The organism is Kitasatospora sp. NPDC127116, assembly GCF_042677365.1.
In the GTDB taxonomy this organism is placed as follows: Bacteria; Actinomycetota; Actinomycetes; order Streptomycetales; family Streptomycetaceae; genus Kitasatospora; species Kitasatospora lactacystinica.
Map to the genome: position 1 here is coordinate 3,129 of NZ_JBHXTL010000116.1, position 13,354 is coordinate 16,482.

12 protein-coding genes and 1 tRNA gene are annotated in these 13,354 nt (G+C 71.5%); 6 read left to right on the top strand and 7 right to left on the bottom strand.

The features are described 5' to 3' along the window. Positions 1-165: 165 nt before the first annotated feature. The 3 genes from ACFVHV_RS33675 (at position 166) to ACFVHV_RS33685 (ending at position 2,711) form a co-directional block, all read left to right on the top strand. A complete protein-coding gene (locus tag ACFVHV_RS33675) occupies positions 166-1,083 on the top strand; it encodes an ABC transporter ATP-binding protein (RefSeq protein ID WP_359910612.1) in 918 nt (305 codons plus the stop codon). Beyond that, positions 1,080-2,216, top strand: a complete 1,137-nt coding sequence (locus ACFVHV_RS33680) for an ABC transporter permease (protein WP_359910609.1) — start codon at positions 1,080-1,082, stop codon at positions 2,214-2,216. The genes ACFVHV_RS33675 and ACFVHV_RS33680 overlap by 4 nt, the downstream gene beginning before the upstream one ends. Before the next feature lie 90 nt (positions 2,217-2,306). Beyond that, the gene (locus ACFVHV_RS33685; RefSeq protein WP_359910607.1) at positions 2,307-2,711 is read left to right on the top strand and encodes a globin; all 405 of its coding nucleotides are present in this window, start codon (positions 2,307-2,309) and stop codon (positions 2,709-2,711) included. A gap of 76 nt (positions 2,712-2,787) precedes the next feature. Here the strand turns inward: ACFVHV_RS33685 and ACFVHV_RS33690 are convergent, their stop codons facing one another. The 5 genes from ACFVHV_RS33690 to ACFVHV_RS33710 all read right to left on the bottom strand — a co-directional run bounded on the left by ACFVHV_RS33690 (position 2,788) and on the right by ACFVHV_RS33710 (position 8,471). Then, positions 2,788-3,486 (bottom strand): hypothetical protein, encoded by a 699-nt coding sequence (locus ACFVHV_RS33690; RefSeq protein ID WP_380356350.1) that lies wholly within the window; start codon positions 3,484-3,486, stop codon positions 2,788-2,790. A gap of 29 nt (positions 3,487-3,515) precedes the next feature. Further along, positions 3,516-3,959, bottom strand: a complete 444-nt coding sequence (locus tag ACFVHV_RS33695; RefSeq protein ID WP_359910602.1) for a thioesterase family protein — start codon at positions 3,957-3,959, stop codon at positions 3,516-3,518. Between the two features lie 142 nt (positions 3,960-4,101). Next, a complete protein-coding gene (ettA, locus tag ACFVHV_RS33700; RefSeq protein WP_359910599.1) occupies positions 4,102-5,766 on the bottom strand; it encodes an energy-dependent translational throttle protein EttA in 1,665 nt (554 codons plus the stop codon). 272 nt (positions 5,767-6,038) lie between these two features. Then, entirely contained in the window at positions 6,039-7,493 is a 1,455-nt protein-coding gene (locus ACFVHV_RS33705; protein WP_359910596.1) for a Cys-Gln thioester bond-forming surface protein, read from the bottom strand. Positions 7,494-7,850: 357 nt separating this feature from the next. Further along, positions 7,851-8,471 carry a single-stranded DNA-binding protein gene (locus ACFVHV_RS33710; protein WP_380356353.1) on the bottom strand — a complete coding sequence of 207 codons (621 nt, stop codon included), beginning with the start codon at positions 8,469-8,471 and terminating at the stop codon, positions 7,851-7,853. 657 nt (positions 8,472-9,128) lie between these two features. On the opposite strand from ACFVHV_RS33710, the gene ACFVHV_RS33715 reads away from it, so the two are divergent. Then, positions 9,129-9,204: transfer RNA gene (locus ACFVHV_RS33715), tRNA-Arg, on the top strand. 314 nt (positions 9,205-9,518) lie between these two features. Here the strand turns inward: ACFVHV_RS33715 and ACFVHV_RS33720 are convergent. Continuing rightward, a complete protein-coding gene (locus ACFVHV_RS33720; protein WP_380356355.1) occupies positions 9,519-10,124 on the bottom strand; it encodes a TetR/AcrR family transcriptional regulator in 606 nt (201 codons plus the stop codon). A 75-nt stretch (positions 10,125-10,199) separates the two neighbouring features. Here ACFVHV_RS33720 and ACFVHV_RS33725 point away from each other — a divergent pair, with 75 nt between their 5' ends. Beyond that, positions 10,200-10,754 (top strand): GNAT family N-acetyltransferase, encoded by a 555-nt coding sequence (locus ACFVHV_RS33725; RefSeq protein WP_380356357.1) that lies wholly within the window; start codon positions 10,200-10,202, stop codon positions 10,752-10,754. Between the two features lie 132 nt (positions 10,755-10,886). On the opposite strand, the gene ACFVHV_RS33730 is transcribed toward ACFVHV_RS33725, so the two are convergent. Continuing rightward, positions 10,887-12,467 (bottom strand): MFS transporter, encoded by a 1,581-nt coding sequence (locus tag ACFVHV_RS33730; protein ID WP_380356360.1) that lies wholly within the window; start codon positions 12,465-12,467, stop codon positions 10,887-10,889. Between the two features lie 187 nt (positions 12,468-12,654). Here ACFVHV_RS33730 and ACFVHV_RS33735 point away from each other — a divergent pair, with 187 nt between their 5' ends. Then, complete coding sequence (locus tag ACFVHV_RS33735; protein ID WP_359910581.1) at positions 12,655-13,344, top strand: TetR family transcriptional regulator; 690 nt, start codon at positions 12,655-12,657, stop codon at positions 13,342-13,344. Positions 13,345-13,354: the final 10 nt, after the last annotated feature.

Genomic DNA, 13,354 nt, shown 5'->3' on the forward strand with positions numbered 1-13,354 from the left:
CCCGCCACATAATCCCCTGAGGGTTCAACCGCCCCACCCCCGGGGGCGCGGGGCCGAATCCCACACCCGCCCGCCCCGACTTTGTTTGAGTCCTCTTCAAAATATCCGCAAATTCGCTCGCACGGATGTGCACAGCAGCCTTCGCAGCCCCTAGGCTCAGGCCACATGACTGCTGCTATATCCGCTGACGGCATACGTCAGCGGTACGGGGATGTGCAGGCCGTCGACGGGGTGTCGTTCACCGTCGAGGCCGGCGAGTTCTACGGGATCCTGGGCCCCAACGGCGCCGGGAAGACCACCACGATGGAGATCCTGGAAGGAGTCCGGAAACCGGACGAGGGCCGGATCCAGCTGCTGGGCATGGAGCCCTGGCCGCGCAATCCGAAACTGCTGCCGCGAATCGGCGTGCAGTTCCAGGCGACCGCTTTCTTCCGGAAACTGACGGCCCGGGAGACCATCCGCACCTTCGCGTCGTTCTACGGGGTCGGCCCCAAGCGGGCCGATGCGATGCTGGAGCGGGTCGGCCTCTCGGACAAGGCCGAGACCCTGACCGACCAGATGTCCGGCGGCCAGGCCCAGCGCCTGTCGATCGCCTGCGCACTGGCGCACGACCCGGAGCTCGTCTTCCTGGACGAGCCCACCACCGGACTCGACCCGCAGTCCCGGCGCAACCTGTGGGACCTCCTGCGGGACATCAACGCCGAGGGCCGCACGGTCGTGCTGACCACGCACTACCTGGACGAGGCCGAGGTGCTCTGCGACCGGGTCTCGATCATGGACCACGGCAAGATCCTCCACACCGGCGCCCCGGCGGCGCTGATCCGCGAGATCGACGACACCGTCCGGATCAGCGTGGCCTCCGGCCAACTCCCGCTCGCCCGGGCCCGGGAGCTGATGACCGCGGCCGGCGCGGACATCGCCAACCTGGAGGACGACACCGTCTCGCTCTCCGTCTCCACCCGCGTTCCGGCCCCGGTGCTCAGCGTCCTCGCCGAGCAGAACGCGCTGCGCGGCCTGGAAGTGCGCGGCGCCACCCTGGAGGACGTCTTCCTCCAGCTGACCGGACGGGAGTTCCGCGCATGACCGCCAGCACCTCCACCGAGCCGCAGGCCCCGGCCCGGCGCGGCGGCCCCGCCACCGACGAGCGGGAGCGGGTCAGCGCGTTCTGGAGCCTGTCCCGCGCCATGCTGCTCGGGATGAAGCGCGACCGCACCGCGACCTTCTTCATCCTGCTGTTCCCGCTGGTGTTCCTGGTGTTCTTCGGCAGCGTGACCAAGGGCTCCGGCAGCCCCCACGCCAAGGTGGCGCAGGTCGGCGCGGTGAAGCTGTTCGACTCGATCCAGGGCGACGAGCGGGCCGGGCTGGACAAGGTCCTCACCATCACGAAGACCGACGACGAGGCCGCCACGCTGGAGAAGGTCCGCAAGGGCGACTACGACGCGCTGATCAAGCAGGGCCCGGACGGCACGGTCGAGCTGCGCTACACCGCCGCCGACCAGGTCCGCGCCGGCGCGCTCCAGGGCATCCTCAACTCGGTGGTCCAGACCGCCAACCAGGCGGCCACCGGCCAGAAGCCGGCCTTCGTGCTGGACTCCCAGCAGGTCGAGGACAAGTCGCTCAAGCCGATCCAGTTCCTCACCCCCGGCCTGCTCGGCTGGGCCGTCGCCACCGGCGCGGTGTTCGGTGCCGCGCTGACGCTGGTCAACTGGCGCAAGTCCAAGGTGCTGCGGCGGCTGCGGCTGGCCCCGATCAACGCCGGAACCGTGGTCAGCTCCCGGATCCTGGTCTCGCTGCTGACCGCGTTCCTGCAGACCGCCGTCTTCCTGGTGGTCGCGACGAGCTTCTTCGGGCTCAAGCTCACCGGCAACTGGTGGCTGATCATCCCGCTGGTGGCCTGCGCGACGCTCGCCTTCATGTCGATCGGCCTGCTGGCCGGCTCGGTCGCCAAGACCGAGGAGGCGGCCAACGGCATCTCGCAGATCATCGTGCTGCCGATGTCCTTCCTGTCCGGCTCGTTCTTCCCGCTGGACGGCGCCCCGGGCTGGCTGAAGGCCGTCTCCGAGGTCATGCCGCTGCACTACCTGGTCAACTCCGCCCAGTCGGTGCTCACCCGCGGCGGCGGCGTCATGGACGCCCTGCCGACCATGGGCGGCCTGCTGCTCTTCGCGGCCGTGCTGACCGGCATCTCCTGGAAGCTGTTCCGCTGGGAGGACTGACCCTCCCCGGTTGACGTCCACCGATCCCGACGGGGTCGTACGCCTTTGGTCCCGGTGTACGACCCCGTCGGCGTCTGCGACCATGGTCGGGTGAGAGAGATCCGGCGAGGCACGTTGAGCGAGGAGACCTTCTACGACCAGGTCGGCGGTGAGCCGGCCTTCCGGCGGCTCGCCCACCGGTTCTACGAGGGCATCGCCGAGGACGAGTTGCTGCGGCCGATGTACCCCGAGGAGGACCTCGGGCCGGCCGAGGAGCGGATGGCCCTCTTCCTGATGCAGTACTGGGGCGGCCCGCGCACCTACAGCGACCGGCGCGGCCACCCCCGGCTGCGGATGCGGCACGCGCCGTTCAAGGTCGACAAGGCCGCGCACGACGCCTGGCTCACCCACATGCGGGCGGCCGTGGCGAGCCTGGAGCTGCCGGCCGAGCACGAGCAGCAGCTGCTCGAGTACCTGACCTACGCCGCCGCCTCGATGATCAACACCCCGGGCTGAGGCCGTTCCCAGGGTCTTTCCTGGGCCTTTCCGGGCTTGCGGGCCGGGGTTCGCGGGCCGGGGTTCGCGGGCCCGGCTACCGGACCGGGCTGAGCCCCAGCCCCGCGCCCGGCGCGGCCACCGTGCGCACCGCCACCGAGCCCGCCGGGGCACTCAGCCGCAGCCAGCCACCCGCCCGGTGCACGGTCAGCGGGGCACCGGGCCGCAGGAAGCCGATCACGTACGCGGCGTGCAGCGCGCGCAGCGGCAGCTCGGGCAGCACCGTGACCGGGCGGGACCAGATCTCGTCGGCCAGCGCGTCCAGCACCGTGCGGCCGCGGTGGTGCGCCGGGACGGCCTCGCTGCGCTCGCGGAACTCCTGCACCCCGGCCATGAGTTCGGGGTACACCTCGGCCACCGGCGGGGCGCCCACCGGCCGCCAGCCGGTGCGCGGCGGCAGCAGCCCGGCCCAGGCCGGGCCGGTCACCGGCGCGGGCAGCGCGACGGCGCCCGCCTCGGCGTCCACGCCGTCCAGCAGCTGACCCGCCGATACGGTCAGGTCCACCGGGCCGTCCAGACCGTCCAGCCGCACGGTACGGACCGCCAGCGCGCCCGAACCGCCCAGCGGCAGCCGTCCGAAGACCGCCAGCACGCCGTCGCCGTCGCCCTCGCCCGGGCCCACCGCCTGGAGCCGGACGGCCGCCGCCCGGTCGAAGCGCAGCAGGCGCAGCAGGAAGGCGGAGAGGTCGGCGGCCTCCCCGGTGTCGGTCAGGGCGAGACGGGCGGTGATGGTCACAGCGGTTCAGCTCGAATCGTCAGATGGGGTCAGACGGTGGCGACGGCCGGCTCTACGTCCATGAAGCGGCCGAGGAACTCCCGCTCCACCGGCGAGATCCGGCGCGGCCGGCCCTCGGCCAGGTCGTAGGGGACGACCACGGTGGACGCCCGGACGTACACGATGTCGCTGCCGTCCTCGGCGACGTCCTTGATCTCGTACGAGACCGTCAGCGAGGCGCCGCCGATCTTCGTCACCCAGGTCTCGATGGTGACCGGCTCCGGCCGGTGCACCAGCGGACGCTTGTAGTCGATCTCGTGGCGGGCCACCACCGAGCCGCCCGCGAACTCCCCGGCGCCGGCCGCGGCGGCCTGGGTGAACATGAAGTCGATCCGGGCCTCCTCCAGGTAGCGCAGGAAGACCACGTTGTTGACGTGCCCGAAGGCGTCCATGTCGGACCAGCGCAGCGGGCAGGCGTAGATGTGGCGGGCCACGGCAGTTCTCCTCGGTGTCCGGTCGCCCGCCGCCGTCCACCGCCGGTGGCGTGGGACGCGACGCGGCGGACGGTGGCGACGGGCCGCGGCCCGGCAGGCCGCCCCGGAGGGCAGTCTGCCGGGCCGTAGTGACGGCTGGGTGTCAGCCTCGGGTCAGCTTCTTGTACGTGGCCCGGTGCGGACGGGCGGCGTCGGCGCCGAGCCGCTCGATCTTGTTCTTCTCGTACGACTCGAAGTTGCCCTCGAACCAGAACCACTTGCTGTCGCCCTCGTAGGCGAGGATGTGGGTGGCCACTCGGTCCAGGAACCAGCGGTCGTGGGAGATGACCACGGCGCAGCCGGGGAACTCCAGCAGGGCGTTCTCCAGCGAGGAGAGCGTCTCGACGTCCAGGTCGTTGGTGGGCTCGTCGAGGAGCAGCAGGTTGCCGCCCTGCTTGAGGGTGAGCGCCAGGTTCAGGCGGTTGCGCTCACCACCGGAGAGCACGCCGGCCGGCTTCTGCTGGTCCGGGCCCTTGAAGCCGAAGGCCGACACGTAGGCGCGGGACGGCATCTCGACCTGGCCGACGTTGATCCAGTCCAGACCGTCGGAGACGACCTCCCAGAGGGTCTTCTTCGGGTCGATGTTGGAGCGGGTCTGGTCGACGTAGCTGATCTTGACGGTCTCGCCGACCTTGACCGTGCCGCTGTCCGGGGTCTCCAGGTCCTGGAGCATCTTGAACAGGGTGGTCTTGCCGGCGCCGTTCGGGCCGATGATGCCGACGATGCCGTTGCGCGGCAGGGTGAAGCTCAGGTCGTCGATCAGGATCTTCTCACCGAAGGCCTTGTTGAGGTTCTCGACCTCGATGACGACGCTGCCCAGACGCGGGCCCGGCGGGATCTGGATCTCCTCGAAGTCCAGCTTCCGCATCTTGTCCGCCTCGGCCGCCATCTCCTCGTAGCGGGCCAGACGGGCCTTGGACTTCGCCTGACGGCCCTTGGCGTTGGAGCGGACCCACTCCAGCTCCTCCTTGAGGCGCTTGGCGCGCTTGGCGTCCTTCTGCCCCTCGACCTTGAGGCGCGACTGCTTGCTCTCCAGGTAGGTGGAGTAGTTGCCCTCGTAGCCGATCGCGCGGCCGCGGTCGAGCTCCAGGATCCAGCCGGCCACGTTGTCCAGGAAGTACCGGTCGTGGGTGACGGCGACGACGGTGCCGGCGTACTTGGCCAGGTGCTGCTCCAGCCAGTTCACCGACTCGGCGTCCAGGTGGTTGGTGGGCTCGTCGAGCAGCAGCAGGTCGGGGGCCTCCAGCAGCAGCTTGCACAGCGCCACGCGGCGCTTCTCGCCACCGGAGAGCTTGGTGACCTGCCAGTCGCCGGGCGGGCAGCCCAGCGCGTCCATGGCCTGCTCCAGCTGGGCCTCGAGGTCCCAGGCGTTGGCGTGGTCCAGGTCCTCCTGGAGCTTGCCCATCTCGTCCAGCAGCGCGTCCGAGTAGTCGGTCGCCATCAGCTCGGCGATCTCGTTGAAGCGGTTGAGCTTCCCCTTGATCTCCTTGACGCCGTCCTCGACGTTCTCCAGGACGGTCTTGGACTCGTCCAGCGGCGGCTCCTGGAGCAGCATGCCGACGGTGAAGCCCGGCGAGAGGAAGGCGTCGCCGTTGGAGGGGTGCTCCAGGCCGGCCATCATCTTCAGCACGGTGGACTTACCGGCGCCGTTGGGGCCCACGACGCCGATCTTCGCTCCGGGGAGGAAGCTGAGCGTCACGTCGTCAAGGATGACCTTGTCTCCGTGAGCCTTGCGCACCTTGCGCATCGTGTAGATGTATTCCGCCACGTGAGATCGCTCCGGCGTCGTCGGGAGTAATTCGGCTTGCAGCCTTCCATTGTGCCGCACCCGGCCCGGAGCCCGAACCGCCCAGGTGACCCCACGGGGGTATCCGGAGCCGCTCCCCGCCCGCCCGGGCCCCGCCACCAGCGTCCCTTCCGCCCCGCCCCGCGAACGCGACGGCCCGGCTCCCCGCACGGGTGCGGGGAGCCGGGCCGGTTTCCGCTCTCAGGGTCTCGGGAGGTCAGCGCCTCCCGGCCCGCTCGGGCGGTTCAGTCGGTTCAGGCGGTGGTGCGACCGTGACGGCCGCGGCGGCGCAGGACGAAGACGGCGGCGCCACCGGCCACGACCAGGCCACCGGCGACGGCGGCGAGGATCGGGGTGGTGTCATTGGCACCGGTCTGGGCCAGGCCACCGGTGCCGGGGGCGGCGCTGGTGGTCGCCGGGGTCGGCTGGCCGGCACCGGTGCTCGGGGTGCCCGACGGGGTCACGGACGGGCCGCCGGACGGGGTGCCGGTCGCGGCCGGGGTGGCCGGGGTGGTCGGGGCCGGGGTCGGGGTCACGCCGGTCTTGCAGTCCAGGACGCCGGTGAACTGCTTGGAGTAGCCGTTCGGGCCGGTCACGGTGAAGTCGTAGCTCGCCTTCTCCTCGACCTTGACGAGCACGCTCTCGGTCTTGCCCGGCTGGACGGCGACCTGCTGCTTGCCGACCGTGACGGTGGCCGCCTCGTCACCGGTGTTGGCGACGGACACCCGCACGCCGCCGGCGGCGCACTCCTCCTTGGCGGAGCTGTCGATCAGCGCGCCCTTGCCCTGCTTCCAGGTGGCCTTGGCGCCGGCCGCGACGTTCACCTTGGTGGAGCCGGCCAGGATCATGGTCTGGCTGTGGCGGCCGCGGTTGTCCACCTTGCTCATGAAGACCCGGCCGCTGAGCACGGTGGCCTCGGCGGTGGCGTTGATGGCGGCCTTGCCGTCCGGGGTGCCGGCCGGCACGTCCAGGTACAGCGGGGTGTCCTTGTTGATCGGGCCCGCCAGGGCGCCACCGACCGGCTTGTTGTCCTTGTCCAGCAGCTTGACCTTGTCCGCGGCGTCGCCGGTGACGGTCAGCTTGACCTCGTTCGCGCTGGAGTTCAGCAGGAACGGGCCGAGCTTGCCGCCCGACTTGCCGGAGACCGAGTCCGGGGCGAGGGTCAGCGAGGGCTTCGGCTCGGCCGCGACGCCCTTGTTGGCGTCGCCGACCAGGTAGTCGCGGAGCTTCTTGGCCTTGTCGTTGCGCGGGACGGCGTTCTTGTTGTCCGAGAACTTCCAGATCGCGGCCTGGGTGCCCGCGGCGGCGTCCGCCTCGCTCAGACCGTCGACGTGGATGGCCGTGGCCAGGGAGGCCAGGCTGGCCTGCGGGTACGAGTTGTCCAGGATCCAGCGGATCTTGGGGGCGTTCGCGTTGCTGTTGAGCGAGCTCGCGGCCCAGTCCGCCTCGTGGTACTTGGCGTTGCTGTCCAGGTAGACCGGGTTGTCGAAGTCGATGCAGTACGTCCGGAGCTTCTCGCCCGCGTCCGTCTTGAGGGTGAACAGGCCGCCGTCGACGGTTCCCTTGCCCTCGACGTCGATCTTCTCGCCGAGCATCTCGTTCTGGACCTCGGCGGTCACGCCCGAGGTCGGTGCGCCGGCCGCGCCGGCCGCGGCCGCCGCACCGGCCGCGAACAGGCCTCCGCCCAGCGCCAAGCTGGTCGTGAGCATGACAGTGGTTATCCGGGACAGACTCAGCCCCTGCCTCTGGAACATCTGGGATCCCTCCGGGCCGGGCCGCACCGAGTGGGCAGTCCCCGCCGACTTGCCGATCCGCGCGTGCCCCCTGTGGCACTGCTGCGGGTATGAACCAGACGAATCCTATTGAGCCCCGGAGGCCCCGAAACCCCCATGCGAAATCAGGACGATTCCGTATCTGGATCGTTATCAATCCCCTCAGGTCCCACACAAGCTGACGGCCCGACAGAAACTCACGGACGGTTTTCTGTTATGCGGTCGGATTGCGCGTGCGGGCGCAACGACGTTCTCGATCAACATATTTGTCGACAGGGAAGGTCACCCGACCGGTCAGGTCGACACATCCGCGGCGCCACCTCCCCGTGCCCTCCCGTCCACCTCCCCCGGCTCCCCCGCGACCGGCCCCCCGCCGGGCGGCAGCGCCCGCACGGCGGATGCCGCCACCGCCGCCGGGGCCGCCGGGGAGCCCGCCCCGGACCGCGACGCGGAGCCCCGGCGCGCCTCCACCGCGCTGACGATCCACTCCGGCACCACCTCGTCACCCGTCTCCGCCCCGGCCGGCCCGGGGCCGCCCGGCGGCTGCCCGCGCACCCCCGCCGCCCACCGGAACGCCGTGGTACCACGGGTGAGGTCGTGTCCGACCGATCGCGCGTCGATCTCGGCCCGGCTGCGCTTCACCTCCCCGTCCGCCCACTCCCGCACCCGCAGCCGGCCGCTCACCAGCACCGGATCGCCCTTGGCCAGCGAGCCGATCAGATTGACCGCCAGCGCCCGCCAGGCCGTCACCGTCACCCACTGCGTCTCGCCGTCCACCCAGCACTCGCGCTGCCGGTCGTACCGCCGCTCGGTGCAGGCGAGCCGGAAGTTGGCCATCGGCACCCCGCCGCCGGTTTCGCCGTAGCTCACCTCCGTCGCCACATTGCCGACCACCGTCACATGCGTCTCGTTCACGGCACACCCTCCGTTCCCGCCGATGCACCGTACGGAATCGACCGGTGCGCCTTGAGCGTGCACTTCGGGGGAAATCCCGGCCACCGAGTTCCGAAATCCTGTGGATAACTCGGGCCTGTGGAAACTTTTGTCACTCGCAGGGGTGAATTTCAGCCTCCCGCAGCCTCTGCATGGCCCGAATCTTCGCGGCCATGACAACAAACCCGCTGCTCGCCGCCCCGTCGGCACGCCCCGGAAGCCACCGGGGAACGGGCTCCGGAACGCACCCGGACGGCCGTCCGCGCACGTCATCCGACCGGCGCAACGGCGATAAAGACCCCCCACCCGCTCCGTCGGCGGCACATTCTCCGTGCCGAATCCATAACGGGTGAGGAGGCAGCCCCGTAACGACTGCACAACGTCCGGCGCGGAACACTCCCAGACCGCTGCACTCACGGCCTTCACCTGCGATTATCGGACCGCTCCACCGAACCGACACACCAACGGCGGTGTCGTCGCACCCGGCCGGGGAAGCGGTCACCCTTATCCTGTCCCCGACAGGGCGAGGGCCCACCACCCCCACCCCCACCCTCAGGTGCGGGGCCGGACAGCGCGCGCCCCGGCGCCCGCCAGCCCGATCCCGGCCACGGTCGCGCCCGCCAGGGCGCCGCCCGTCCCGCCCCCATAGCTCAGCGGATAGAGCACCCGCCTTCTAAGCGGTAGGTCGCAGGTTCGAATCCTGCTGGGGGCACCATCCGGCAATTCCGCAGGCCACCGCTCCGGCGGACACCATCCGTGTTCGTTCCGGACCACCCGGTCATCCCGTACACCAACCGTTCCGCGCACCCTTCGCGCAGAACTCGTGACGATGCGTATAGCAGCCGCCGTGAAACAGGACCGAAAACGGGGTCAATCGGAACAACCGGAATTCCCGGTGAATCCCCGCCCCGCACGCGTCGGAGCACGCGCCGCCCCCGGCGGCCGAGCCGAGCCGATCCGACCCGACCCGACCCGACCCGACCCGACCGGCGTACTCCGGCTCGGGCCCGCCTGCCCCGCCTGCCCCGCCTAGCCCGCCAGCCCGGCCAGATAGGCGTCCAGCAGCTCCGCCTGCCGCTCCGCGGGGAACTCCTCCGGAGCGAACAGCGCCTGCACCACCAGACCCAGCACGAAGGCCTGCGCCCCCGCGGCGAGCGCCGCCGGGTCGACCTGCGCCGGGAGCTCCCCCAGCCGCTGGGCGTCCGCGACGTGCGCCGTGAGCGCGGTGCGCGAGCGCGCGTAGCGGCCCGCGTGCGCGGCCGCCAGCTCCGGGTCGGCCAGGGCGTGGTCCCAGGAGCCGACCCAGATCCGGTTGTCGGCCGCGGCCTCGCCGTCCAGCGGCAGCACGTCCAGGAGCGAGGCCCGCACCCGGGCCAGCCCGGCCGGCGGCGGACCGTCGGCCGGGTCGGTGCGCCGGGGCCGGGCCAGCGAGCGCCGGTCCAGCTCCTCCAGCGCATGGCTGAGCAGCGCCCGCTTGTTCGGGAAGTAGTGCGTCAGCATCCCGGTGGAGGCACCCAGTTCGGCGGCCACCGCGCGCAGGGTCAGCCCCTCGAAGCCCCGGGTGGAGAGCACCCGCCACACCCCCTCGGAAACATCCGAGCGTCGGGCGTCATGGTCTCCACGGGCCGGTGTCATGGGGGCTATCGTACATACCAAACGTTTGTTATGAATGGTTCCGCCAACCTCAGCACCACCCGTGAAAGGCCGCCCGTGTTTGCCGTACCGCTCACCGAGAACGCCGAACTGCGCCCGCTGGAGCCCTGGCAGGCCCCCGAGTTCCTGACCCACCTCGACCGCGCCCGCGCCCACACCGACCCGTGGATCCCCTGGGCGACCTTCTCGGTCGACCTGGACTCCGCCCGCGCCACCCTCCAGCGCTACTCCGACGGCCAGAACGCCGACCAGAAGCGGATCTACGGCATCTGGCTGGACGGCACGCTGGTCGGCGGCGTGATGTTCGTGAGCTTCGACGCCCGGTCCGGCGTCTGCGAGATCGGCGCCTGGACGGAACCGGCCGGCGAGGGCCACGGGCTGATCACCGCCGCCGTCAAGCTGCTGCTCGACTACGCCTTCGCCACCCGCGGCATGCACCGCGCCGAGTGGTGGTGCTCCTCCGTCAACGCCCGCAGCCGGGCCGTCGCCGAGCGGGTCGGCATGACCCGCGACGGCGTGCTGCGCGAGTGGTACCCGTACAACGGGGTCCGCTACGACAAGGAGATCTGGGCCATCCTGGCCTCCGAGTGGACGGCCGCCGCCCAGGGCTGAGCCGCCCGCGAAAGCGGCGGGGCCCGGTGGACACCTCCGTGCCACCGGGCCCCGCCGCTCCAACACCGCCCCGCTCGAACCCCCTCGCTCGAACCCCCTCGCTCGGACACCGCCCCGCTCGACCCCCCTCGCTCAGGCCGCCCGGGCCCCGACCGCCGAGCGCTCCGCCGCCGCCCCGGCCGGCGGCTCGGCGGCCCCGCCCGCACCCGCACCCGCTCCCCCGTCCAGGGCCGCGCCGCCGACCACCCGCAGCCGCCACACCAGCAGCAGCACCAGCACCAGCACCCCGCCGGCCGACAGGAAGACCACGTCCACGGCGTCGGTGAAGCTGCGCACCGCGTGCTCGCGCGCGGTCCCGGTGAGCGTCCGGACGGCGCCCAGCGGCCGGCCCTGCTCGCCGTCCGCGAAGACCCTGGTCAGCACGGTGCCGAACACCGCCGCCCCCAGCGCGTTGCCGAGGTTCTGGAAGAACCGGATGCCGGTGGTCGCCACGCCCAGCTGGTGCGCCGGCGCGGCCTGCTGCACCACCACGATCAGCTGGCCGATCAGCTGACCCAATCCGCAGCCCAGCAGGGCGAGTTCGGCCATCACCGCGGGCAGTGCGGTGGTCGGCCCGCTCAGGCCGAGCAGCAGCAGGGCGAGCGCCGCGCAGCCCGCGCCGGCCAGCAGGACGGTCCCCAGCGAGTGGCCCCGGGCGAGCAGCCGGCCGACGGCCAGGCCGGAGACCGTCATCCCGGCCGCCATCGGGATCAGGTACAGGCTGGCGGTGGTCGGGGCGACGCCCCGGGCGAGCTGGAGGTAGAGCATCACCTGGACGATCGCGCCGATCATGCCCATCCCGACCAGGCCCTGGATCGCGAAGCCCAGCCGCACGACCGGGATCCGGAACAGCGACAGCGGCAGCACCGGCGCGGCGGCGACGGCCTGGCGCCACAGGAAGAGGCCGAACGCGGCGAGCGTGCCGAAGGCCAGCCCGAGGATCACCGGGGACGTCCAGGCGTAGTCCTTGCCGCCCCACTCGGTGACCAGCAGCAGCCCGACCGCGAACGCCGCGGCCAGGGCGGAGCCGAGGAAGTCCAGGCCGCCGCGGCCGGTCGCCCTCGGCAGCCTGATCACCAGGGCGACACCGACCAGCACCACCAGGCAGAGCGGCAGGTTGACGTAGAAGATCCAGCGCCAGCTGACGTGGTCGGCGAGCAGCCCCCCGACCAGCGGGCCGACCGACATGCCCAGCCCCGCGACGATCCCGCCCATGGCGCTGCCCTTGGCGTCGGCGCGCCCGTCCGGCTCCTTGAACTGGGCGATGACGACCATGGTGACGCTCATCAGCCCGCCGCCGCCGATGCCCTGGACGGCCCGGAAGGCGATCAGCTGGCCCATCGACTGCGCCGCTCCGCACAGCGCCGAACCGAGCGTGAAGGTGGCGACCGCCCCGAGGAGCACGCGCTTGGCGCCGTAGGAGTCGCACAGCTTGCCGTAGAGCGGCAGCAGCGCGGTGGCGGCGAGGGCGAACGCGCTGATCAGCCAGGGCAGCCGGTCGACGCCGTGGACCGGGTCGAGGTCGCGGACGATCGGCACGGTGGCCGCCGAGACGATGTTCATGTCGAGCACGGCCAGCACGATCGTGACCAGGCAGAGCAGCATGCCCGCCTTGCGTCGGCCGGGTGTCATCGGCGCGGTGGTGTCGGGCGGTGCGGGTACGGCGGTGGCCATGGTCAAGTCCCCCCAGGGTCGGTCGAGTTCGCGTCGGGGCCGGGGTGGCCGGCGGCGCGTCCTCACCATGGCAGCATTTTTATACCCGGTCAATTCTTCATCCCGACCAATCTTTCAGCCTGGCCAACCTTTCGACTCGACCAATCTTTCGGACCGGTCAACATTTGAGCCTGGTACAGTCCCCAGCATGGCGATGCGACCCGCACAGGACCCCGGCTCCGACGTCGACCTGGACGCGCTCCCGCTGCGCGAGCGCAAGAAGCTCCAGACCGGCATGCGGATCTTCCGCACGGCCATCGCGCTGTTCACCGAGCGCGGCTTCGACCAGGTCTCGGTCGCGGAGATCGCCGCCGCCGCCGAGGTGTCCAAGATGACCGTCTTCAACTACTTCCCCACCAAGGAAGAGCTGGTCATGCGCCCGATGGAGCAGCACCTCGACGAGCCCGCCCGGGCGGTGCGCGACCGCGCCCCGGGCAGCTCCGCGGCGACGGCGCTGCGCGAGCAGTTCCTCGCCGCGCTGGAGCGCTTCGACCCGGCCTCCGGGCTGAACGACGACCGGATCGTGCTCGACGTGGTCCGGCTGATCCACCGCACCCCGGCACTGACCGCCCGGGCCACCCACGGCTTCGACCTGCTGGCGCACGCCGCGCTCTCCGCCGAACTGATCGCCCAGGACCCGGCCCACGACGAGCTCACCGCCCGGGTCGCCACCGCCCAGGCGCTGGCCGTCCGGGTCGCGCTGATCGCCGCCAACCACCGGCGGATGCTCGCCGGCGAGCGGGCCGCCGACGCCCTGCCCACCGCGCTGGAGGAGGCCCGCCGCGCCTTCGCCCTGCTCGAACACGGCCTCGGCGACTACTGCACCCGCGCCGCCTGAGAGAGTTGGC

Coding starts and splice junctions, on each gene's coding strand:
- ACFVHV_RS33735 (WP_359910581.1), top strand. CDS start 12,655: ATGGCGATGCGACCCGCACAGGACCCCGGCTCCGACGTCGACCTGGAC.
- ACFVHV_RS33675 (WP_359910612.1), top strand. CDS start 166: ATGACTGCTGCTATATCCGCTGACGGCATACGTCAGCGGTACGGGGAT.
- ACFVHV_RS33730 (WP_380356360.1), bottom strand. CDS start 12,467: ATGGCCACCGCCGTACCCGCACCGCCCGACACCACCGCGCCGATGACA.
- ACFVHV_RS33680 (WP_359910609.1), top strand. CDS start 1,080: ATGACCGCCAGCACCTCCACCGAGCCGCAGGCCCCGGCCCGGCGCGGC.
- ACFVHV_RS33705 (WP_359910596.1), bottom strand. CDS start 7,493: ATGCTCACGACCAGCTTGGCGCTGGGCGGAGGCCTGTTCGCGGCCGGT.
- ACFVHV_RS33720 (WP_380356355.1), bottom strand. CDS start 10,124: ATGACACCGGCCCGTGGAGACCATGACGCCCGACGCTCGGATGTTTCC.